The following is a 20627-nucleotide window of genomic DNA, read 5'->3' as shown; positions in this document are numbered from 1 at the left end:
GACGGCTCACCGCTGCCCGAGGGCGGGCTTCCCGGGAACACGGGCCCGGCCCCTGCGGACCGCTCCGGAAGCGGGGCGACGGCGGCTCCGTAGGCGTTCCCGGACGGGCATCGGAGGGACAGGCTTCGGATAAGTCGGTAATGAGGTAAATTTCTCGATCACGAACCGGCCGTTCGCGCAGATGCCACCGTGCCGGGAGATGTCCCCAAGCTGGTGAGCTGGAGGTCGAGGGCCATGGACGCGGACCGAACCGCGTGGGAGCAGCGCAGCTCAGCACGGGTGGTGTCCCCCGTTCAGCCCCGCAAACTGGCGAAGGTGCCTTTCGTCGAGCTGGCGGACGGGCGGCTGCAGGGCGTCGTGTCCAGCGGCTCGGACATCGCCCGCGTATACGTCTCATCGGTCACCGCCGGAACCCACACCTACAACTGCAGCACCAACAACAACCGGCCGTGCGGCGGGCTGTACGGCGCACCGTGCAAGCACCTGCAGGCGCTCATCGCGGAGGCCGTGCTGCAGTACGGCATCGGCCGTGTCGCCCGCTACCTGCGTGTCGACGTCAGCGACGGCATGTCATCCGGAGCCGAGCTGGCGAGCCGTCTGGGCGGCGGGCCCGAGCGCACCCCGGCGGCCGTCGTGTTCAGCCGGTTTCTCCGCCATCTGGCCTACCTGGAGCTGCCGGACACCACCGAGCCCATCGCGGAGCTGCACTGGTTCCCGGCCACGGAGGCGGTCCGCTGATGCTCGGTGTGCAACTGGCCGAACTCCTCGACGGCGCCCCGTCGGGAGTCGGGGAGGCCCTCGACCTGGTGACGGGCTTCGACGACGCCCTCGTGCACGGGTTCGCCCGGCTCGGCGAGGAGCGTGCCGCGGCGCTGGCCGCGCTGGCCGGAGCCCTGGTGGCCAGCCCGCTCGGCGGACCGGCGGGTGAGGCGGCCGGGAAGATCGCCGCCGGTTCGATCGCCGAGGAGCACCTGACGGCGCTGGCCGGTGGGCGGGCCGCACTGTTCGGCGCGGTGCACGACGCCCTGCTCGGCCGCCTGGACACCGCGCTGGGGCGGACCCGGGTGCCGTGGGAAGAACCGGTGCCGCCGGTGTCGTCGGCGGCCGGGGCGGAGAACCTGCTCGGCGGGTGCCGATCCTGGCTCCACGAGCTGGCCATCACCGGCTGGCGAGGCGTCGACCACGACCTCGTCTCCGCCTCGGGCCAGGCGATCGAGGCGCTGCTGGCCGAACCCGGCCTGCGTCGGCTGGCGGTGCTGCTCGACGGCCTGGCGGCCGAACTGCGGGCGTCGTGCCCGGTCGAGGCGGCGGATCGGCTGCCCGCCCGGAGATGGGCCGACCTGTGGACGCGAGCGCTGCTGCTGTCGCAGCCGGGTGGCCGGTACGGCGGTCCCGGGGCCGCCGGCACGGTGTCGGGCCGGCTTCTGATCCTCGGCGTCGACGTGCACGAGCACGACACCGCGGTGCAGATGCAGGTCCACGGCATCCTGGAGCCCGGCGGCGGCATGCCGTCCCGGCTGGTGCGCACGAGCGTCGCCGCCGCGAAGGTGGACACGATCGTCGGCCCGTCGCTGTGGCGGCTGCTGAGCGGGTTCCCGGTGCTGCTCGGCGCGCTGGCGGAGCACCGCAGCCTGGACGTCACGGACCTTCCCCTGCTGGGCAGCGGCGACCTGGTGTGGCATGACGACCGGGCCCGCGCGGGCGAGCCCGTCGACCCGTTCGCCGCCGCCCGGGTCCAGCTCGCCGGCGCGCTCGCCCCGGCGGTGCCGCCCCTGGACCGCCACCCGGTGCGCATCGCCGAACCCGTGCTGGTGGAGGGCTACACGGCGACCACCGGGAAGGACTCTGCCGCGGTCACGCTGAACCTGGACGGGAACACCCTCACCGTCGACACCGACCGCCTGCCCGCCTGCGGTCCGCTCACGCCCGCGCTGGTGGCCGCCTCCTCCGCCTGTATCGGCCTGATCCGCTGGGACGGCGGTCAATGGATGCTGCAGCCCCTCGGGGTCCAGGCGACGGTGAAACGCAAGGCGGTGGAGGCGCACAACGGGGACTGGGCGCTGGGCCCCACCGATCCCAAGGCCGCCAAGGCCGAGGCCAGGGCCGGCGACGCGGTGGCCGTACTGCGCGAGCGGGCGGGACGGCTGCTGAGGAAATGAGCGACTCCCGGATCGGCGCCGACGAGAACCGGCGCCAGGTGCTCTACTGGCGCCTGCTGGCGCGGCTGTTCGACCCCGAGGAGCAGCGCTCGCTGGAGGCGGCGAGCATGGCCGTCGTCGACGCCATCGGGCTGCCGGCGGCACTGCTCGACCCGTCGGTTTCGGTGGACAACCTCGTGCAGCGCTTCCCGGAACTGGGCGCCGAACTGCGGGGCCTGCTGGCTCCGCAGGACGTCCCGCAGGGCGACGCCGGGCGGGACGGCGATGCCGCACCGAGGGACGAGGACGCGCAGGGCGGCGCCGCACAAGAGGATGCCGCGCAGGATGCCGGGCAGGAGGACGCCGCGCGAGAGGACGCCGGGCCGGTGACCGCCGGTGATGGTCCGGTGGAGCGGGCCGGCGCGGACGAGGTGCGCCGGGCGGCCCTGGTGTCGAAGCTCCTGCTCAACGTGTTCGCCACCGGAGCCGGCGACGTCACCGCCACCGACCTGGCCCGATGGCAGCAGGATGCCGGCTGGTTCGAGCAGGCGCTCGGCGCGGAACCGGGTCAGCTGCGCGCCCATCCCGGGGCGGGAGAGCTGGCCGGTGTCCTGGCCGGCCTGGAGGGTGACCTCGTCCGTCGGATGCGCCTGCGCGAGGTGCTGGCCGACCCGGCCCTGGCCGCCCGGCTGACCCCGAGCATGTCGCTCATCGAGCAGTTGCTGCGGGACAAGGCCAACCTGTCGGGAGTCGCGCTGGCCAATGCCAAGGCGCTGATCCGCCGGTACGTCGACGAGGTCGCCGAGGTGCTGCGCACACAGGTCGAGAAGACCAGCGTGGGCACCGTCGACCGGTCGGTGCCGCCGAAGCGGGTGTTCCGCAACCTCGACCTTGACCGCACGATCTGGAAGAACCTCACCAACTGGAGCCCGGAAGACCAGCGGCTCTACGTCGACAGGCTCTACTACCGGCACACCGCCAGGAAGACCACGCCGTCGCGGCTGATCGTGGTCGTCGACCAGTCGGGATCGATGGTCGACTCGATGGTGAACTGCACCATCCTGGCGTCGATCTTCGCCGGTCTGCCCAAGGTGGACGTGCACCTGATCGCCTTCGACACCCGCGCGCTCGACCTGACCCCATGGGTCCACGACCCGTTCGAGGTGCTGCTGCGGACCAAGCTCGGGGGCGGCAACGACGGTCCCGTCGCGATGGCGATGGCCCGGCCGAAGATCATCGACCCGCGCAACACCGTGATGGTGTGGATCTCCGACTTCTACGAGTTCGGCCGGTCCCAGCCACTGTTCGAGGGCATCGAGGCGGTGCACCGTTCGGGAGTGAAGTTCATCCCGGTCGGCTCGGTGAACAGCTCGGGACACCAGAGCGTGGACCCGTGGTTCCGCCAGCGACTCAAGGACCTGGGCACACCCGTGATCTCGGGCCACATCGGCAAACTCGTGTTCGAGCTGAAGAGCTTCCTCACCTAGGAGATCCGCGAATGACCGACGAGATGCTGCGTGCCCCCGCCGAGGTCAAGTACGCCGACGAACTCGACTGGCTGGAGTCGATCGACGACGGCCCCAAGCCGTTCTCCTGGCGGCTCAGCCCCCGGATGGTGCGCCTGTTCGTGCTCGGTTCCGAGCGTTCCGACGGCCTCGACCGCGAGATCCCGCAGAAGTGGTTCGGCGATCGCAGCTTCGTCGAGCGCAGCATCGTGACCCTGGCGTCCGACCGCGGGCTGCTGCTGATCGGAGACCCGGGTACCGGCAAGAGCTGGCTCGCCGAGCTGCTCTCGGCCGCCATCTGCCGCAACTCGACCCTGGTCGTCCAGGGCACCGCCGGCACCACCGAGGATCACATCAAGTATTCGTGGAACGTCTCCATGGTGATCGCCCAGGGGCAGTCCCGCGAGTCGATGATCCCCTCGCCGATCATGACGGCGATGGAGCAGGGCGTGATCGGGCGCTTCGAGGAGCTGACCCGGTCGACCAGCGACGTGCAGGACGCCCTGATCTCCATCCTCTCCGAGAAGTACGTGTCCATCCCCGAGCTCGACGACGACGGCATCGTGTTCGCCCAGCCCGGATTCTCGATCATCGCCACCGCCAACAGCCGGGACCGGGGTGTGAACGATCTCTCCTCGGCCCTGAAGCGGCGGTTCAACTTCATCCGGATCCCCGTGGTGACGAACAAGCGCAGCGAGGCGGAGATCGTCCGGTTCCGGACCATGGAACTGCTGAACCGCCACCGGATCGAGCTGGATCTGCCGCCCACGCTGCTGGACGTCCTGCTGCAGAGCTTCGCCGACCTGCGGGCCGCGTCGGCGTCCGCCACCAGCGACGACGAGAAGCTCGAATCGGCGCTGTCCACGGCCGAGCAGATCGGCGTACTCGAGGACGCCATCCTGCACAGCCAGTTCTTCGGCGACCGCACGCTGCGGGCGGAGACGCTCGCCGGCTCGCTGGTGGGCTCCCTGGCCCGCCGCACCCCGGAGGACCTGGCCATCCTGAACAAGTACTGGCACGGTGTCGTCGAGCCCCGCAGCAAGAAGGACGGCGGGCCGTGGCAGGGCTTCCTCGAAGGCGGCCGCCAGGCGATCGCCACGCTCTCATGAGTCCGGGCACCTTCGGCGCCCTCCGTCAGCAGCTGCTCGACGCCGCCACCGCCTTCGCCGACGCGCCGAGCGGCCTGCCCGGCATCCTGTCGGGCATGGTCGACGACGTCGACCGGGCGCTGCGCGAGGAGCTTGAGATCTTCCCGGTGTGCCACCACTCGCCGGCCTCGGCGCTGGCCATGGCGCGGCGCCTGAGCGAGAAGCGGCCCACGGTCATCTACCTGGAGCTGTGCGAAGATCTTCAGCCGCTCCTGGAGGAGCTGCGCAACTGCCGCCTGCCCGTGGCGCTGCAGGCGTTCGCGACCGATCTCGACGGCTTCCCACCGGAGTGGGGGCCGCTCAGCGTCGTGGCGCCGATCACCGAGGCGTCGGCCGAGTACCAGGCCATCGCCTACGCCCTCGACACGCCGGGGGTCGAGCTGGTGCTGGTGGACCGCTCGGCGGACCACGTCTTCCAGTGGCGGCCACGCGACCCGGCCGAGCCCGGGACCACCGGCCACGGTGCGGACCCGGCTCCCCCCGGAGAGGCCGGCGAGCACGGCGAGAACCCGGTCCTGCACGGCGACGCCGTCGGCATCGAGATCGGCGACCTGCGGCCCCGCTTCGCCGAACTCGAAACGCACCTGCTCCACCACGGCAAGGTCCGGCACTGGTCCGAGTGGTGGGACCAGTATGTGGAACAGCCGCTGGCCGGCGCGGACTACGACACCTACCGCCAGGTCATGGTGCTGATCGGCAGCCTGTTCCGGCGGCTGGCCCCCGAAGACGGTGACCGGCTGGCCCGCGACGAGGACCGCGAGCGCTACATGTGGACCCGGATGCGTGAGCACCTCGCCGCATCGGACACCGACCCCGCGCAGTGCCTGTACGTGTGCGGCGCGTTCCACGCGGCCAGCCGGGTCGAGCAGTTCGGGCTGGCGGCGGAGTCGCCGGCCTACGACATCAGCCCGCGGACGGCCACGCACTGGCTGTACGGGCTCATCCCGTCCAGCCACTCCGCCATCGAGGCCCAGTTCGGGCTGGCCTCCGGCTCGGTGTCGATCGCCGAGGCGACCTGGACCAAGGCGGTGACGCGCTCCGGCGTCACGCCCTTCCGGCTCGAAGGCCAGCAGGGGGGCCGCAAACGCGCGGAGCGCCGGCGGCCGGCGGCGCTCACCCCGTCGGCGCCGGTCACCGACCGGCTGTCCGGTTTCCTGGCCGACCCGCCCGCGCTGGACGACCTCGACGAGGCCGAGCTGCTGGGATGGTGCGTCGACATCGTCCGGCTGGCCCGCCGCAACGGCTACCTGGCCAGTACGGCGGACGCCATCGCCGTGTTCGAGACGTCCATCCTGCTCGCCGGGATGCGCAACCGGAGCCGTCCCACGCCCTACGACTTCCAGGACGCCGCGGTCACCTGCATCGAGAAGGACGTGGTGCCCGGCCGCCGTGACGTGCGCCACCTGTGCGAGATCCTCCTCGGCGGCGACCGGATCGGCCAGGTCGGCTATCACGCCCTCCCACCGCTGGCCCGCGACGTGTACGACCGGCTGGAGCCGTTGGGGCTCGATCTGACCAAGCGCACCGTGCAGCGGGCGCTGCTGAACCTCGACGCCGAGCCGGAGCTGGTGCCCTGCTCACACCTGCTGTGGATACTGCGCCGCCTGCTGCCCGGCGGGGCCGTCCGTCCCATCATGGGTGAGCGTCGGCTGGGCGAGCGGTCGATCCAGGAGAGCTGGGACCTGGAGATCGGCCGCCACCAGCGGTCGATCATCGAGCTGGGCTACGAGGGGGTCACCGTCGAGCAGGTGCTGGAGCAGCGCCTGCGCCGTACCGTGTGGGAGCCCCAGGCCACCGCCGCCGTCGCGCTCGCGGCCGTGGAGGACGCCATCCTGTACCTGGGCAGCCGGCGGATCGTGGACGACCTCGGCGCTCGGGCCGTGGAACTACTGGCCGCCGAGCGCACCGTGGACGACGCCCCCGAGGTGCTGCGCCGGATCCGCCGGCTGCTGGCCCACTACCGTGCCACCGAGCCGGTGCTGCCCGCGTGGTGCGAGGACTTCGTCACCGCCGGGTACGCGCACTACTGCACGCTGCTGCCGACCGCGTTCGTGGACGAGGACACCGGTGTCCGCCAGGTGGCCGCCATGCTCGGATTCCTGTTCTCCCTGGAGAGCTTCGCGCTGTCCCTGGGATGCGACCGCGCCCAGCTCGAAATCGCGGTACGGCAGTCGCACCCCGAGGCGACCGCCAAGGTGTCACTGCTGTGGGCCGCCCGGTTCCGGCTCGGCGTGCTGCCGCTGGCCGAACTGCGGTCACGGTGCGACGAACTGCTGGCCAACCCGCTCGTCATCCCGGCGTTCCCGCTGTACCTGAGTGGGTTCGTACAGGCGTTGGAGCCGGTCCCGGCACTGGCGCCCTTCGTGGTCGAGGTGATGTCCAAGGCCTTCGGGCGGCTGCCGGACGCCGTCCTCCTTCCGTGGCTGCCCAAACTGATCACGACCCTGCGGGACCAGGCACCAGAGCTGGTGCCCGCCCTCGTCCGTGAGGCGGGTCGCACGTTCCCCGCCGACCTGTCCGCCGTCGACACGTGGGTGCCGCCGTGGGAGGCACGGACGGCGCCGGCGGCGGCCGGGCCGGTGCCCGCACAGGCCGGACCGGTGGCGGAGCTGCTGGCCGGCCATCCGGCCGCATGCGACGCCGTGGCGGCGCTGCTGGGGTGTGACGCCGGGTGGCAGTCGGCCGTTCACACCGTCGGCGGATCCGGGCACGGCGAGGCGGGCGCACTGCTGGTCCGGCATCCCGAGGCGGTGGAGGCCGTCGCGGAACTGCTCGCGCAGCGATCCGCCGGCTGACATCCACACCGCCATGAAGGACGGCGACCCCGGTCCGCCACAGATGAGGCCGGCGGTCGTCATCCCCGTCGCCCGGACGAGGAAAACGATCACGAGGTGCCCCGGCTCTACTGGACGAGGTGGCCTTCCTGCATCGGCTGGACCTGCGGGCAAAGATGCAGATGATCAGCTTTGATCATCGTTCGGTGCTCCTCACCGACGAAGTGGCCACTGGGTCCGGTGCCGTTACGCCGGGTTCGCCGCGCTGGGTTTCCGCTCGGCTCTGTCGTCGGTATCTGCCGGGTGCGATGCCGTACTCCCGCTTGAAGGCGGTGGCGAAGGCGAACTCCGAGGTGTAGCCGAGCCGGCTGGCCACCTCACCGAGCGGGGCGTCGGACTCGCGCAGAAGCCGGGCTGCGGTGGTCATGCGCCACCAGGTCAGATAGGTGAGGGGCGGCCGGCCGATCAGAGTGGTGAAGCGCCGGGAGAAAGCCGCCCTGGACAATCCCGCCTGGCTGCCGAGTGTCTCGACCGTCCAGGGGAGTGCGGGGTCGCGGTGGAGGGCGTGCAGTGCGGCGCTGATCGCCGGATCGCCCAGTGCCGCGGCCCAGCCGGCGGTCGTGCCGCGTTCGGACTGTTCGTCGAACCAGGCGCGCAGGATGTAGAGCAGCAGCATGTCGAGCAGGGCGGGCACGATGGTGTCGGCGCCGAGGCGGGGGTTGTCGAGTTCGCCGCCGAGGAGGTCGACGGCGGCGCGCAGTTCGGGGCGGTGCCCGAGGCGGGCGGGCAGGTGGACGATCTCGGGCAGGTCGGCCAGGAGCGGATGGGCTCGGCTGGGGTCGAGCCGGTATCCACCGCAGAGGGTCACGGTGACCGCCTGCGAGCCGTCCTGTCCGGTCTTCCCCACGGTCGCGGAGGCGTAGCGGTCCTCGAACCGAGGGTCGTTCAGTGGGTCGCAGACGGGTTCGGTCAACGGGGTGGTAGGGCTGTCGGCGAGTTCGTAGCCGCTTCCGTGGGGCAGGAACACCACGTCTCCGACGTTCAGCGCGATGGGGGCGCCGCCGTCCGGGGGGAGCAGTCGGCACGATCCCTGCAGGACCACTTGAAAGCCGGCGGAGCCGCGCACGGTGGGGAACCGCTGCCCCCAGGGGGCGTGCCACTGAACGCGCGCCGAGCGGGGTTCTCCGGCGCGCATCGCGGCGATCACATCGCTGAGTACGTCCACGGAGAGAGTCTATTTCGACGGCCCTAAGAAGACGTATGCGTATAAACAGAAGATTTTTACACATTGGATGTCTTTGCTCATCCCCATACGGTTGAGCTCACACGAAGTGATCAACCGTTGGGAGTCTTTCATGCCGGGGCAACGCAGGATTCTGGTGATCGGGGCGACCGGCACGGTCGGCCGGCAGGTCGTGGTGCAACTGCTGGAGGCAGGTGCCGATGTTCGTGTGCTGGCCCGCGATCCCGAAGCGGCCGGCCTTCCGGACGGCGTCGAGGTCGTGCGGGGCGACCTGGCCGACCCGGACACCCTGCACGCGCCTCTGAACGGGGTCGAGGCCGTGTTTCTCCTCTGGCCGTTCGCTACGGCCGAGGGGATGTCCGCGGTTCTGGAGGTGGTCGCCGCGCATGCCCGCCGCGTCGTCTACCTGTCTTCGGCTGCCGTCCGCGACCACGAACGACAGGTCGAGCAGCTGATCGAGCGGTCCGTGCTGGAATGGACGTTCCTGCGACCGCACGCCTTCGCGGCCAACGCCCTGCGGTGGGCCGGGCAGATCCGCGCCGAGGCGGTCGTGCGTGGGCCGTACGGCGCGGCCGCCATGCCTCCGCTGCACGAGCGGGACCTCGCGGCGGTCGCGGTGCGCGCCCTCGTCGACGGCGGGCACAGCGGCGCGATCTACGAGCTGACCGGGCCCGAGACACTGACCCAGGCCGAACAGGCGGATATCATCGGGGAGGTGATCGGCCGCCCGGTGCGCTGGGAGGAGACTCCGCCGCAGACCGCGCGGCAGCAGATGCTCACCCAGGGCCGGCCACCCGCGGTCGTGGACGGCATCCTCCAGGCCCAGGCCGAGATGGTGACCGAGCCAAGAGCGGCCACGGCCACGGTGGCAGAGGTCACCGGAGCCCCGGCCCGTACGTTCCGCACCTGGGTGACCGACCACACGGGCGAGTTCCGCGACACCATGAAGGCCGCCCGCATCCATGAGTACGGCGATGCCTCCATCATCCGATACGAAGAAGTACCGCGGCCCGTCCCCGGGCCGGGCGAGGTCCTGATCCGAGTCGCCGCCACCTCGTTCAATCCTTCGGAAACGGCGCTGCGGTCCGGGATGCTGCGAGCCGTGCTGCCGGTGGACCTGCCCTACATCCTCGGCTGGGACGTCTCCGGCACGATCGCCGAGGTCGGCGACGACGTGGCGGGGTTGGCCGTGGGCGACAAGGTCATCGGCCGTCTCGACGCGGGCGGTGCCGCGGCCGAGTACGTCGCCGCCCCGGCCGGCGTGCTGGCCAAGGCGCCTGCCACCGTTCCCCTGGCCGACGCGGCCGCGATCCCCGTCGCCGCGCTCACCGCCTGGCAGGTGCTGTTCGAGCACGCCCACATCACCGCGGGTCAGCGGGTGCTCATCAACGGCGCCGGTGGCGGCGTGGGAGTGTTCGCCGTCCAACTCGCCAGGCACGCCGGTGCGACGGTGGTCGCCACGGCCAGCAGTCGCAGCGCCGCGGCGGTCCGCAAGTACGGCGCCGACCAGATCATCGACTACACGACCACCGCTCTCGCAGACGCGCTGGACGGCCCGGTCGATGCCGTCGTCAACCTCGCTCCGATCTCACCCTCGGCCGCGGTGGCCCTGGTCTCCCTCCTGCGGCCGGGCGGCGTCATCGCCTCCGTCGCCACCCCCGTCGAGCCGCCCGCCGACGCCGATGTCACCGCCCTGCACATGGTCGCCCGCAACGACGCCAAGCAGCTGAGCGAGATCGTCGAACTCCTCGACACCGGCGCGCTCATCGTCGACGTCGCCGAATCCCACCCGCTGTCCAACCTCGCGCTGGTCCACCGCAGGAGCGAGGCGGGCCAGACTCACGGAAAGATCATTATCTTTCCCTGAACGCAGGAATCTCGGACCCGGGTACCACGGCGTCCGATATCCCACCTCATTGAGGACCAGATCATCTAGGGTTGACACCGTGAATGAGCCGGGGGAGCCACCCGTGGCACGGGCCCGGGCGGCAGCGGGCGCCCTCTTCTTCGACGACGACGGCCGCGTCATGATCGTCCAGCCGTCCTACAAAACGCAACGGGACATCCCCGGCGGGGTCGTGGAGCCGGGGGAGACCCCCTACGAGGCCTGCGTTCGCGAGATCGGCGAGGAGCTCGGCATCCGGCCGCCGATAGGCCGCCTTCTCGCGGTGGACTGGGCGCCCAGCGTGAAATACGGCGACCTGATCCTCTTCGTCTTCGACGGCGGCGTGCTCGGTGCGGACGTGCTTGAGCGGATCGTCTTCTCCGACAACGAGCTGACGAGCTTTACGTTCCATCCGGTCGACGAGGTGGACGAGGTGGTGTCCGAGCGACTGGCGCTACGGGTGAAGGCGGCGGTCGCGGCTCGCGAGCTCGGCGGACCGGCGTATCTGGAGTACGGCAGGGCCGTACCCGGTTGAGCACTCCGCGCCACGGCTCCCTCCTCGGAGCGAGCCGTGAAGGGCCTCAGCGGAGGCACCCTTCAACGGTGTGAGGATCTCAGCGAGGTGGAGCCTCAGCGGTGTAAGGGTTTCGGTGGTGGAACCCTTCAACGGTGTGAGGGGCTCAACGGGGTGGAGCCTCAGCGGTGTAAGGGTCTCAGTGGTGGAGTCGCTCAGCGGGGTGGAGCCCTCAGCGGTGTGCGGGTCTCGGTGGTGTGAGCCTCAGCCGTGGAGGGCGGAGCGGTGCAGCAGGGTCATGCCGGGGACGCGGAGCATGCCGAAGCGCTCGTAGTAGGGCTGGAGCGGTGCCTCGCAGAGGAGGTCGACGGAGTAGAGGTGCTCGGTGTCGGCGAGGATCCGCCGCATCAGCTCGGAACCGATTCCCTGGGCCTGGTATTCGGGGAGGACCTCAAGCCAGGGGACGAAGGCGGTCAGCACACCATCGCTGATCATGTTGACGAAGCCGACCACCCGCTCGGTCTCCTCGTCGATCGCGACGACCGCACGGTAACTTCCCTGGAGAACCGCCAGGTGCTGCTCCGGGGAGGCGGGAGTCGGCCATCCGACGAAGAAGCCCTTTAGTCGATCGGCGTCGATGGTGTCGACGGCGTCGGTGTAGCGGATCACGGGGACACTCCTTGAACGATCGCGTAAACGATGAAAAGGGTAGCCGTAACCGATCGATACGGGCCATCCATATATGGGCCGGACGCCTCCGTCCGCGAGAGCCGGATCGGCCTACGGGACAGGGCTGGCCTGCAGATCCATCCGCAGCCGGACGCGCGACTCCCCAGGGTCCTGGCTGATGGTGAACTCGTCGCACAGCTGGCTCATCAGCCACAGGCCGAAGCCCCGCACCGTGCCCGTGGGGCGCTCCGGAGGGATGTGCCGGGGAGCCAGGCTTCCCGCGGTGTCGACGACCTCCACGATGATGCAGTTGTCGTTGTGCCAGATGCTCAGCGTGCCCTTGCCGCCGCCGTGTTCCAGAACGTTGATGACGGCCTCGTTGGCGGCGAGAAGCAGGTCGTCCAGCCGTTCGCCGCTCATACCCGCCTGGGCCGCGTGCTGGAGGAGACGTTGCCGCAGAGCGGTGAGATCGTCGTCGATCGGCCAGTGCTGGCCGTGGTCGCCGGTCACGACACCCCCTTGACGTCGCCTTGTCTGGCAGTCACCCGGGGGGTTAGCCGACTTGCTCCAGAACCAGGGCGTTGCTGACGAGTTACATGATGCTAAACACCTGCCCGGCCATTGCCAACTTACGACCATACGGGCGGAGAGATATCCGGCGGGGGTCGTCCCACCCTCGCAAGGGCGCCGCCGATCGGTGCGCGGACCGCGTCGGCGTGCTGTGCGGGCGGGAAAAGGTGGTGTACGGGCGGGACAACGGCGGTGTGGATGGGCAGGGACGGTGGTGTGGACGGTCGGGGGATCGGGGGGAACGGTCGGGCGTGCGAGAACCGCCCGTGTCCTGCGCGTACGGGGCTTTACGACGACTGCCGTGACCGCAGGAGTTCGATGGCGTCGTCGACGGTGGGCTGCACGCTGAAGGCGTCGGTGAGCCCGGTCAGATGGAAGAGCCTCTCCAGGCGCGGGTGGAGCCGGGCCAGCGCGATGGTGTTACCACGATCGTGGACGAGCTTGCGGACAGCCAGAAATATCTGGATTCCTGTGGAGTCGCAGAACGTCAGGTCGCTCAGATCGATGATGAGGTCGCACGGCTCCGAGCCGATGGACTCCTGGAGGTCGTAATGGAACCGCTCGGCGTTGGTGAAGTCGAGCTCACCGGCCAGGGCCAGCATGGTCACGTCTTCCAGGGTGTCGTCGGATACGGCGGTGACGTGGACGGCGGCGCTCACAGGGAAACCTCTGCAGACGATCGGGGGAAGGGAGGAGCCGGCGTGGCGGTGCCATCGGACGACGTCCTGGGAGATGAAACGATCTGCTGTGTGCCGACGTCGTTCACCCGCAATCTCGAACCTTTCGGGAGGGCGCAGACCGGTCTGGGACAGCCTGCCGGTTCAACGCCGCCGTAATCCCCCCTTAGTTTACCGATCCTTCAAAATCTTGTCGGCTATCCCCGGAAGGTGTCCACTGAGCGGTCGGCCGCCGTTCTCCCACTCCCGGACGGTGCCCCGCTCCGCCCGGCTCGGTGGGTACGGCACCGCGTGATCACCCGGTGAGGCACCGTGGAGCGGCCGTCGCACCGCCGGGGCATCTCGTAGGTTGCAAGGGAATGAACGCCGTAGCAGATCGGCTGATCGATGCACCGCCATCCGGCGGCCCAGACGAAGGAGACCCCGATGAAGGTTGATGTCACGCTCTCGCCCGGTGGCGACTACTTCGAGGCGGGGGTGGACGGCAAGCACGCGGGACAGCTGGAGTTCACCCGGCACGACGGCGTCATCGTCTACACCCACACCGAGGTCGACGACGAGTTCGAAGGCAACGGGGTGGGCGGCGCGCTCGTCCGGGCGGCACTGGACGCGGCCCGCGCCGAAGGTGTGAAGGTCGTGCCCCGCTGCCCGTTCGTGAAGGGATGGATCGAGCGTCACCCCGACTACGCGGACCTTGTCCAGAGCAGGTGACAGACCCGGTTCCACCGACCGCCACCGCTGTCCGGCGGGCGCGAGGTGGAAAGCCCGCAGGATCCGGCCGGGCCGGTTGCGGGACACGGCGACGGACGGCGGCACGCCGAACGGGATGATCGAATCGAAGAGACGGCGACTTGTCCGCCGACCTGGCCGGTGACGGTCATGGATGGCATTATGAGCGATCATGTTGCATCACATCGAACTCTGGGTGCCCGACCTCGACCGCGCGGTGAAGGCGTGGGGGTGGCTGCTCGGGGAGATGGGATACCAGCCGTTCCAGGAGTGGGACGACGGGCGGAGCTGGGCGCAGGACGGGGTGTACGTCGTCGTCGAGCAGTCCCCCGCGCTGACCGCCTCCTCACACGATCGATGCCGACCGGGTCTGAATCATCTGGCGTTCCGTGTACCCGGGCCGGAACAGGTGGATGCGCTGGTCGCGGCCGCGCCGGAGCACGGATGGACGCTGATGTTCACCGATCGGCATCCCCATGCGGGCGGAACCGGCCATTATGCGGGTTATCTTGAGAACGAGGACGGCTTCGAGGTCGAACTCGTCGCGGATCGCGATCGTTTGAGCGCGAGCCGTACCGCATGATGATTAAAATCACCCGGTTGGCGTAGATTCGCCACCTTGGCTTATGGTGCAAACCAGCTCATGGCCCGAACCCTTGCTAGGCTGCAGGGAACCGTTGGAACCGGGCGTTGTCTCACCCCGGCAGGTGAGACCGTCGAGAAGTGGGGTCACACCGTGAAGAAGCTGCTCGTTCTGGCACTTGTTGCGCTTGGGGGACTGCTGGTCTGGCGCAAGGTGCAGGCGGACCGCGCCGAGCTGGACCTGTGGACTGAGGCCACAGGCAGCGAGAACTGACAACGCGGCTACCGATTTGGGTGCTTTCATGGTTCTTGCCCACGATGGGGAAGTAATACCCATCAGGCTTGCCTGCCTGGATCTGGCGGGCACCACGATCGGTGATGTCGCCATGGTCGAGCGGGCGTTCGCCGAGGCGATCGCCACGCAGGGCATCGTCCCTGGGACCGGCGCATACGCACGTGCCATGGTGCACGTGCACCGGTCCCGGGGCTGCCCGACCATCGAGGTCTTCCGGGGCATCTTCCCCGACAACGAGGCCCAGGCCCAGGCGGCCAGTCTGACCTTCGAGCGCTCCTACGAGGGCGTCATCGGACGCGCGGGCCTGGTTCCGCCGCCCGGCACCGTCGAGGCGTTGGAGAAGCTCCGCGCCGCGGGGGTCAAAATCTGTCTCACCACCGGCTTCAGCCGGACCACGATCAACAGCATGCTGTCCGCGCTGAACTGGTCCGACAAGGTCGACCTCGTGCTCTGCCCCCAGGACGCCGGGCGGGGCCGCCCCATGCCCGACATGATCCTCACCGCGGTTCTCCGCCTCGGCATCGAGGACGTCCGCCAGGTGGCGGTGGCCGGCGACTCCGAGAGCGACATGCTCTCCGGCCGTCGCTCCGGCGCGTCCGTGGTCGCAGGCGTTCTGACCGGTGTGCACAGCAAGGAGCGCCTTCTCAAGGGCGGTGCCACGCACATCCTGGACTCCATCGCCGACCTGCCCGGCCTGGTGCTCGGTCGGGACCAGGTGGAGACACCGGTGGGCGCCTCCACCTTCTGACCGTCCCGTGCGGTCTCCGGTTCTTCCCACTGAGGGACAGTCGGCTTCTTCCGGGTGACGGCCCGGCGGATCGGCGATCTGTCAGTGCGGCTCCGAACCTTGGCCGGGTCTTCCCGGACCGAGACGCCTGCCCCTGATCAGGACGTCCTGGTCGACGTTCGGCGTGAGGCCACTAGCGTTCGCAGACCAGGCCGTCTCCGTCGCGATCCTGGTACCAGCCGTACTCGGGATCCGTCCCACGCCGGTAGGGCCCGTAGCCCGCGGCGTTCGCCTCCCCGCAGGTCCGGAACCGCGGGTCGGTGCCGCCGGCTCCGTTGCTCGGCGTCGGCGTCGGCGTGGCGTTCGGCCTGGGTGTCGGCGGATCGCTCGGCTTCGGCGGCTTCGGAGTCCTGGTGGGTGCTGGGGTGGCCGTGCCGCCGCACTTTCCGGACCAGATCCGGAGCCGTTCCCGGGCCGCCTTCTTCTGGTCGCCTATGATGACTTTAGTAAAACGGTCATTTGGCGTCATCGACTTCCATTTCGCATAGCCGTCCCTAATGAGGTTACGGTTGACGAAAACGCCCTTGGAATTCCAGACATAGCGAAGGTTGAGGCCGTTTCCGTCCCGTGGCTTCCGGTCGGCCAGCGTGTAGGCCGTGGAGCCCACCGGCAGCAGGCCGGCCGTCCGCGCGGTCGCCTCTCTTGCCCAGCACTCCCTTCCACCAGGCGCGTTCACCTCCAGCACCCGGACCTTCATCTCCTTGCGGCCGACGACAAGAAGCAGGGTGTCGCCGTCGATCACCTTCTTCACCACGGCTTTCACCGTGCCTTTCGGCACCGTGGGCCCGGCTTCGGCCGGAAGGGCGGATCCCATGGTGGCGAATGCGGCCACGGTCGCGAGTGCGAAGGTCGTGATGCCTCTTTTCACATGAAACTCCTGATATCTGAAGGGATTGGACCGTCAAGGTAACAGAACTTGGACCGTTTCAATGCGAAATTGATTTATATGAAGGAAGTGCTCTAAATTGCGATAATGGATGGGATGAAAAGGCGGATTCGGGGCCATCTACATGGCGCCTGATCGGTCGCGGGGGTGGAGGCGGGGGCCAAGTGGCGCGAAGGCGCTCCCTGTTGCTACGGTGTACGACTGAAGCAGGTCGTGCGGCGGATGCCCGGTTCGGCGACTTGAATCTCGGGGCCTTAGCTCAGTTGGCAGAGCGCCTGCTTTGCAAGCAGGATGTCAGGAGTTCGAATCTCCTAGGCTCCACTCCTTCTCGGACACAGAAAAGCCCAGGTCAGGCATGCTGCCGCAACCTGGTTGTTGATCTTCATTCGGCCTCGTCAGCCGCACCGCCACACTCGTTTAGCGGGCTCGTCCGGACAGCAGCCCTGTCCAGGTCGCCCGAGCTTCAGTGATCGACCATCGGTGGGTCTCGTGGATCTGGTGGCCGGTTTCGAGCTGGAGGGTCCGCCGGATGAACGCCTGCCCCCCGCCCTCGCACAGCTCGTATACCGTGGCCCGGCACGCGCAGGTCCACCCTCTCGACTGCACCCGCTCAAGGGCCCGCTGCGGTTCCCGCCAGTCCAGCCGCACATGATCGCGCTGGGCCATCGCCACGTGCGGACTCAGGCACTCGTCGAGCGGGAACACGGTGCGCTCTCGGCGATCGACTCAGATGGCGGAGGCGCGTTGCGGAGGTCCCGGTATCGGAAAGCGACCCGATGGGCAGCGCGGGCCGGCTCGATCGCCGGGTGCCAGGCGTAGGTGAAGCGCTTACGCCGATCGTCCCAGCCGGTACGCCACCAGAACCGGTCGCCGTCGCACCAGACGATCAGTCCCACCCAGACCGACACCAGCGCCAGGCCGTATCCATCGTGGACGTCGGCGAAGATCTCTTGCCGCTCAAGTTCGGCTTGCAGCGACTTGGCCGTGTCCAGCGGCGAGATGCTTCCCGCTACGAAGGCCGCATTCACGACGGCCGTCCCTGCGGAGCCTCCTGGGTGCGAGATCCCTGACAGGTGGAGCAGTCATCACGCACACGGAGAGCAGGAGCGTGGCGGGCGGCATGCGGAGATGATGCGCGGGCTTCCCGAGGTGAGCAGCGGTGACGCCCGGCTGGTGTGGGGGAAGATAGGGCCGAATCGTGCGGCGTCGCGGTTGAGATGACATCCTGGGAACCAGGAGATGCCATGAGTGTTGACTTCACGACCGTCTACGCGCAGTTGGTCAAGCTGTGCGAGAAATACGGGATTGCCGAGTTGGCTGTTTTCGGCTCGGTTGCTCGTGGCGAGGACGGAGACGGCAGTGACATCGACCTCCTCTATGTTCTGAAGCCCGACAGCAACATCGGGCTTGAGTTCTTCGCGTTCCAGGAGGAACTGGAAGATCTGCTGGGCCGTAAGGTCGATGTGGTCTCCAAGGAAGGTCTCCACTGGGTCATCCGCGACCAGGTTCTTACCGAGGCCCGAGTGCTGTATGCAGCGTGAGGGCCTGTATCCGGTGAAACATCGTGGAAGCCGCCAGGAAGATCGCCTCATACCTCTAAGGCGTCTCACCTGAGGTGTGGGCTGCTGACTCGATGCGCCGCGACGCAGTCAATATGCTGCATGCTGCTGACCTCGCATGCTGGGAGGCAGGCCGCCCCCGGATCGGCAAGACGCAGGGCCAAGAGCGCGTTGCGATACCTGGGAGTCACATGATCTCGGACGAAACACCGCTGCTGCCGGACGTGGTCCGGGCCTACCCGTTCTCCTGGGGCTCGGGCTTCGTCTGGCCACCGGAGACAGAGGAGAACGAGGAGAACCTGACCTACGCGCAGGCCGTGCTCGAAGCATGCCTGCCCCGGGCGGTGCTCGCCTCGCCCGAGCCCCCAGAGGAGCCGATCGTCTGGGATCACGCGGACGACCGGCACCCCGAGTGGACCGGGATCCGAGCCATGCTGCGCGAACGCATGCCCTACGCCCGGCACGTCACCGCCGAGCGCATGGCTGATGCCAAGGCTGAGTGCGCCCGCCAGGGCATCGACACCACGGACTTCGAGGAGATCTGGACTCGGCGCGTCATCGCCTGGATCGTCGAGCAGACCCTGCACTGGTGCGGCCTCATGGTCGATGACGAAAAGGCGCTCACGCCCTGGCTCATGGACCTCGCGGAGCTGTACGCGCAGCGGGGGATGGCCGCCGAGAAGGCCGTGTGGGCACTCCGCTGCACCAAGGCCGTGCCCGAGAGCCGGGCGGCTCTGATGCGACTGGCCACCTGCAAGGGACTGCCGGACGAGATCCGTGAGCAGATCGTGTACGAACTCCGCTCCTGCCCCGGCCGCCGGTAGTGCCGCTCCGGTCGCCGCCGGAAGGCCGAGCGGCGGAGCAGCGCTCGCCATGGCGTAGCAGAGCGGCGTGCGCCCGCCGGTGACCGTGAGTTTCGTGTGAGTCGGCGAAGGCCTCGGCGAGCAGCCGGGTGAGTGGCACCTGGCGTTGCGCGGTGGCCGAGGCCGGCCGCTCGCGCCACTCGTAGTGGCCCGAGCGTGACACGTTCAGCCAGACGCACATCTTGACGATCGTGTGCTGGGCCTTCTCCGCGTCGATCAGCTCGTACCTGGCGAGCGTCATCGATTCTCGGCCGCGAAGACGGCGCCGCTGACGGGAAAATCACTGTGGGTGCTCTATGGGCTTACGTCCGGTCTGAGCCTGAGCAGCGGTGATCTGCACTTCCAATGAGGAACGGAGCATTCAGCGGACAGTGGACGTGGCCGGTTCGGCGTGCCCCCCTACATACTGGGCGACAAGGGCGCGGAACGCGTCCAGATCGCCGATGACCTGTTCGGCGCGGTCTCGCTGCTGATACATGCGGTAGTAGCGGTCGCCGATGGCATCGGGATCGGCTTCGCCGCCGCCGGGGATGACACCGGAGGCGATCGTCACCGTTCCCACGTAGATCCCCTCGGCCTTGAGCTCGGCATGCAGCGTATGCGCCCAGTTCCGCAGACCGGCCATGGCAAGACCCACATTGGCCAGAAACGGTGCGGGAATCGTCGATGAGACGCCGGTGGTCAGCAGCAACGTGCCGTCGCCTCGGGCACGCATGTCCGGCAGCACCGCGCTCACCGCGCTCACCGCGCCCAGCACGTTCAGCTCGAACTGCGCGGTGGCGGACTCGACCGTGGTCTGTACGGCGTTGGTGATCGGCCCGGTGGGGCTGGGGCTGTATTCGAGGACGTCGATCGGCCCCAGCGTGTCCCTCGCCGCGGTGAGGGCCGTGGTGAGGGCGTCACGATCACGGATATCGGCGGGAAACGCGGCGGCGGTGACGCCCAGCCCGGTCAGTTCACCGACCAGGGTGTCCAGTTTCTCCCTGGTGCGGGCGATCAGCCCCACCTGGAAGCCATGGCGGCCGAACGCGCGAGCCACACCCATTCCCAACCCCGGGCCGGCACCGACGACAACGAGCGTCTTCTCCACTACAGGTCCTTTCCGATCACAGCGGTCAGGCCGGGACTGCCTTACCCCGACCTCGCGACCGCTTACTGTTTGTTCGTAGCAGCATGATTTGTCACTACGAAAGTGGCAAGACGGCACATTCCTGTCAGCAACGCACACGGAGGTAACTCTTGGCGACCCGCAGGACGATCTCCCCCGCCTCGCAGCACCCCGGCGCCGCGCGATCTTCCCCAGCGAACATCGATGACCGCGAGCCCGAGGAGTCGGATGAGGAAATATGTCGGCAGGTGCTCCAGATCCTCGCGCTGATCGGCGACAAGTGGAGCATCCTGATCATCGGGCAACTCCGCGACCGCACTCTGCGCTTCGGCGAACTGCACCGCGCCGTAACCGGCATCTCCCAGCGCATGCTCACCCTGACGCTGCGGCACCTCGAACGCGACGGCCTACTGACCCGCACCGTCCATCCCAGCGTCCCCCCACGCGTGGACTACGCGCTCACCGAACTCGGCGCGACGCTGCTGGACTCCGTCGTCGCCCTCGGCGAATGGGCCACCACACACCGACATGAGATAAACAACAACCGAGGCCGCTACGACGCCACCCACCCCCCGAGAACAGGGCCCTGACCCCTCCGTGTAATCCACAGGACTTTGACGGTTCCTCGCCGAAAGCAGGACGCCGCGAGATTCGCGGAGAGCATCCTCAGGTGGTCGCCGGCGGATCCACCAAGG

At 68.8% G+C, this 20627-nt stretch carries 22 protein-coding genes and 1 tRNA gene; 15 read left to right on the top strand and 8 right to left on the bottom strand.

What is annotated here, in order from left to right:
• The first annotated feature begins 234 nt into the window (after window positions 1–234).
• From OHA77_RS20785 to OHA77_RS20765, 5 genes are read left to right on the top strand one after another with little or no spacing between them, the layout of a single operon-like run.
• Complete coding sequence (locus OHA77_RS20785; RefSeq protein WP_406311252.1) at window positions 235–738, top strand: hypothetical protein; 504 nt, start codon at window positions 235–237, stop codon at window positions 736–738.
• Window positions 738–2159, top strand: coding sequence for a hypothetical protein (locus OHA77_RS20780; protein ID WP_406311251.1), 1422 nt, complete (start codon window positions 738–740; stop codon window positions 2157–2159). Before OHA77_RS20785 ends, OHA77_RS20780 begins: the two co-directional genes overlap by 1 nt.
• A complete protein-coding gene (locus tag OHA77_RS20775) occupies window positions 2156–3625 on the top strand; it encodes a VWA domain-containing protein (protein WP_406311249.1) in 1470 nt (489 codons plus the stop codon). Before OHA77_RS20780 ends, OHA77_RS20775 begins: the two co-directional genes overlap by 4 nt.
• An 11-nt stretch (window positions 3626–3636) precedes the next feature.
• Window positions 3637–4752, top strand: a complete 1116-nt coding sequence (locus OHA77_RS20770; RefSeq protein ID WP_406311248.1) for an AAA family ATPase — start codon at window positions 3637–3639, stop codon at window positions 4750–4752.
• A complete protein-coding gene (locus OHA77_RS20765) occupies window positions 4749–7586 on the top strand; it encodes a DUF5682 family protein (RefSeq protein ID WP_406311247.1) in 2838 nt (945 codons plus the stop codon). The genes OHA77_RS20770 and OHA77_RS20765 overlap by 4 nt, the downstream gene beginning before the upstream one ends.
• A 175-nt stretch (window positions 7587–7761) precedes the next feature.
• On the opposite strand, the gene OHA77_RS20760 is transcribed toward OHA77_RS20765, so the two are convergent.
• Window positions 7762–8790: an AraC family transcriptional regulator gene (locus tag OHA77_RS20760; RefSeq protein WP_406311246.1), complete on the bottom strand. Its 1029-nt coding sequence runs from the start codon at window positions 8788–8790 to the stop codon at window positions 7762–7764.
• Between the two features lie 130 nt (window positions 8791–8920).
• On the opposite strand from OHA77_RS20760, the gene OHA77_RS20755 reads away from it, so the two are divergent.
• Window positions 8921–10675: an NmrA family NAD(P)-binding protein gene (locus OHA77_RS20755; RefSeq protein ID WP_406311245.1), complete on the top strand. Its 1755-nt coding sequence runs from the start codon at window positions 8921–8923 to the stop codon at window positions 10673–10675.
• Between the two features lie 79 nt (window positions 10676–10754).
• The gene (locus tag OHA77_RS20750; protein WP_406311244.1) at window positions 10755–11228 is read left to right on the top strand and encodes an NUDIX domain-containing protein; all 474 of its coding nucleotides are present in this window, start codon (window positions 10755–10757) and stop codon (window positions 11226–11228) included.
• A 243-nt stretch (window positions 11229–11471) separates the two neighbouring features.
• Here OHA77_RS20750 and OHA77_RS20745 read toward each other — a convergent pair whose 3' ends face one another.
• From OHA77_RS20745 to OHA77_RS20735, 3 genes are all read right to left on the bottom strand, one after another.
• Entirely contained in the window at window positions 11472–11876 is a 405-nt protein-coding gene (locus OHA77_RS20745) for a GNAT family N-acetyltransferase (RefSeq protein WP_406311243.1), read from the bottom strand.
• A gap of 111 nt (window positions 11877–11987) precedes the next feature.
• Window positions 11988–12386, bottom strand: coding sequence for an ATP-binding protein (locus tag OHA77_RS20740; RefSeq protein ID WP_326826648.1), 399 nt, complete (start codon window positions 12384–12386; stop codon window positions 11988–11990).
• Window positions 12387–12733: 347 nt separating this feature from the next.
• Window positions 12734–13105, bottom strand: coding sequence for an STAS domain-containing protein (locus OHA77_RS20735; RefSeq protein ID WP_406311242.1), 372 nt, complete (start codon window positions 13103–13105; stop codon window positions 12734–12736).
• A 444-nt stretch (window positions 13106–13549) separates the two neighbouring features.
• On the opposite strand from OHA77_RS20735, the gene OHA77_RS20730 reads away from it, so the two are divergent.
• From OHA77_RS20730 to OHA77_RS20715, 4 genes are all read left to right on the top strand, one after another.
• A complete protein-coding gene (locus OHA77_RS20730; protein WP_326826650.1) occupies window positions 13550–13834 on the top strand; it encodes a GNAT family N-acetyltransferase in 285 nt (94 codons plus the stop codon).
• Window positions 13835–14024: 190 nt separating this feature from the next.
• Window positions 14025–14435 carry a VOC family protein gene (locus OHA77_RS20725; protein WP_406311241.1) on the top strand — a complete coding sequence of 137 codons (411 nt, stop codon included), beginning with the start codon at window positions 14025–14027 and terminating at the stop codon, window positions 14433–14435.
• Between the two features lie 153 nt (window positions 14436–14588).
• Window positions 14589–14708, top strand: coding sequence for a DLW-39 family protein (locus OHA77_RS20720; protein WP_211264163.1), 120 nt, complete (start codon window positions 14589–14591; stop codon window positions 14706–14708).
• Window positions 14709–14736: 28 nt separating this feature from the next.
• A complete protein-coding gene (locus tag OHA77_RS20715) occupies window positions 14737–15477 on the top strand; it encodes an HAD family hydrolase (protein WP_326826652.1) in 741 nt (246 codons plus the stop codon).
• A gap of 172 nt (window positions 15478–15649) precedes the next feature.
• On the opposite strand, the gene OHA77_RS20710 is transcribed toward OHA77_RS20715, so the two are convergent.
• Window positions 15650–16384, bottom strand: a complete 735-nt coding sequence (locus OHA77_RS20710) for a thermonuclease family protein (RefSeq protein WP_406311240.1) — start codon at window positions 16382–16384, stop codon at window positions 15650–15652.
• Window positions 16385–16650: 266 nt separating this feature from the next.
• On the opposite strand from OHA77_RS20710, the gene OHA77_RS20705 reads away from it, so the two are divergent.
• Window positions 16651–16723 (top strand) — tRNA-Ala (locus OHA77_RS20705).
• A gap of 96 nt (window positions 16724–16819) precedes the next feature.
• Here OHA77_RS20705 and OHA77_RS20700 read toward each other — a convergent pair.
• Window positions 16820–17107 carry a hypothetical protein gene (locus OHA77_RS20700; protein ID WP_406311239.1) on the bottom strand — a complete coding sequence of 96 codons (288 nt, stop codon included), beginning with the start codon at window positions 17105–17107 and terminating at the stop codon, window positions 16820–16822.
• Window positions 17083–17430 carry a hypothetical protein gene (locus OHA77_RS20695; RefSeq protein WP_406311238.1) on the bottom strand — a complete coding sequence of 116 codons (348 nt, stop codon included), beginning with the start codon at window positions 17428–17430 and terminating at the stop codon, window positions 17083–17085. Before OHA77_RS20695 ends, OHA77_RS20700 begins: the two co-directional genes overlap by 25 nt.
• A gap of 216 nt (window positions 17431–17646) precedes the next feature.
• On the opposite strand from OHA77_RS20695, the gene OHA77_RS20690 reads away from it, so the two are divergent.
• Together OHA77_RS20690 and OHA77_RS20685 are read left to right on the top strand one after the other, a co-directional pair.
• Window positions 17647–17943: a nucleotidyltransferase family protein gene (locus tag OHA77_RS20690; protein ID WP_326826660.1), complete on the top strand. Its 297-nt coding sequence runs from the start codon at window positions 17647–17649 to the stop codon at window positions 17941–17943.
• Between the two features lie 209 nt (window positions 17944–18152).
• Entirely contained in the window at window positions 18153–18785 is a 633-nt protein-coding gene (locus tag OHA77_RS20685; RefSeq protein ID WP_326826661.1) for a hypothetical protein, read from the top strand.
• 400 nt (window positions 18786–19185) lie between these two features.
• Here the strand turns inward: OHA77_RS20685 and OHA77_RS20680 are convergent, their stop codons facing one another.
• The gene (locus tag OHA77_RS20680; protein ID WP_406311237.1) at window positions 19186–19914 is read right to left on the bottom strand and encodes an SDR family NAD(P)-dependent oxidoreductase; all 729 of its coding nucleotides are present in this window, start codon (window positions 19912–19914) and stop codon (window positions 19186–19188) included.
• 149 nt (window positions 19915–20063) lie between these two features.
• Here OHA77_RS20680 and OHA77_RS20675 point away from each other — a divergent pair, with 149 nt between their 5' ends.
• On the top strand, window positions 20064–20522 hold the full coding sequence (locus OHA77_RS20675) for a helix-turn-helix domain-containing protein (RefSeq protein WP_326826664.1): 459 nt from the start codon (window positions 20064–20066) through the stop codon (window positions 20520–20522).
• Window positions 20523–20627: the final 105 nt, after the last annotated feature.

Source organism: Streptosporangium sp. NBC_01639 (assembly GCF_045209755.1).
Lineage (GTDB): Bacteria > Actinomycetota > Actinomycetes > Streptosporangiales > Streptosporangiaceae > Streptosporangium.
The sequence above is the reverse complement of the archived record's forward strand: the minus strand, read 5'-3'. Positions and strand labels throughout refer to the sequence as shown.

Bases quoted from the DNA above. Each gene is read 5' to 3' on its own strand.
- OHA77_RS20770 (WP_406311248.1), top strand. From the start codon at position 3,637: ATGACCGACGAGATGCTGCGTGCCCCCGCCGAGGTCAAGTACGCCGAC.
- OHA77_RS20780 (WP_406311251.1), top strand. From the start codon at position 738: ATGCTCGGTGTGCAACTGGCCGAACTCCTCGACGGCGCCCCGTCGGGA.
- OHA77_RS20725 (WP_406311241.1), top strand. From the start codon at position 14,025: ATGTTGCATCACATCGAACTCTGGGTGCCCGACCTCGACCGCGCGGTG.
- OHA77_RS20685 (WP_326826661.1), top strand. From the start codon at position 18,153: ATGATCTCGGACGAAACACCGCTGCTGCCGGACGTGGTCCGGGCCTAC.
- OHA77_RS20690 (WP_326826660.1), top strand. From the start codon at position 17,647: ATGAGTGTTGACTTCACGACCGTCTACGCGCAGTTGGTCAAGCTGTGC.
- OHA77_RS20785 (WP_406311252.1), top strand. From the start codon at position 235: ATGGACGCGGACCGAACCGCGTGGGAGCAGCGCAGCTCAGCACGGGTG.
- OHA77_RS20755 (WP_406311245.1), top strand. From the start codon at position 8,921: ATGCCGGGGCAACGCAGGATTCTGGTGATCGGGGCGACCGGCACGGTC.
- OHA77_RS20730 (WP_326826650.1), top strand. From the start codon at position 13,550: ATGAAGGTTGATGTCACGCTCTCGCCCGGTGGCGACTACTTCGAGGCG.
- OHA77_RS20765 (WP_406311247.1), top strand. From the start codon at position 4,749: ATGAGTCCGGGCACCTTCGGCGCCCTCCGTCAGCAGCTGCTCGACGCC.
- OHA77_RS20775 (WP_406311249.1), top strand. From the start codon at position 2,156: ATGAGCGACTCCCGGATCGGCGCCGACGAGAACCGGCGCCAGGTGCTC.
- OHA77_RS20715 (WP_326826652.1), top strand. From the start codon at position 14,737: ATGGTTCTTGCCCACGATGGGGAAGTAATACCCATCAGGCTTGCCTGC.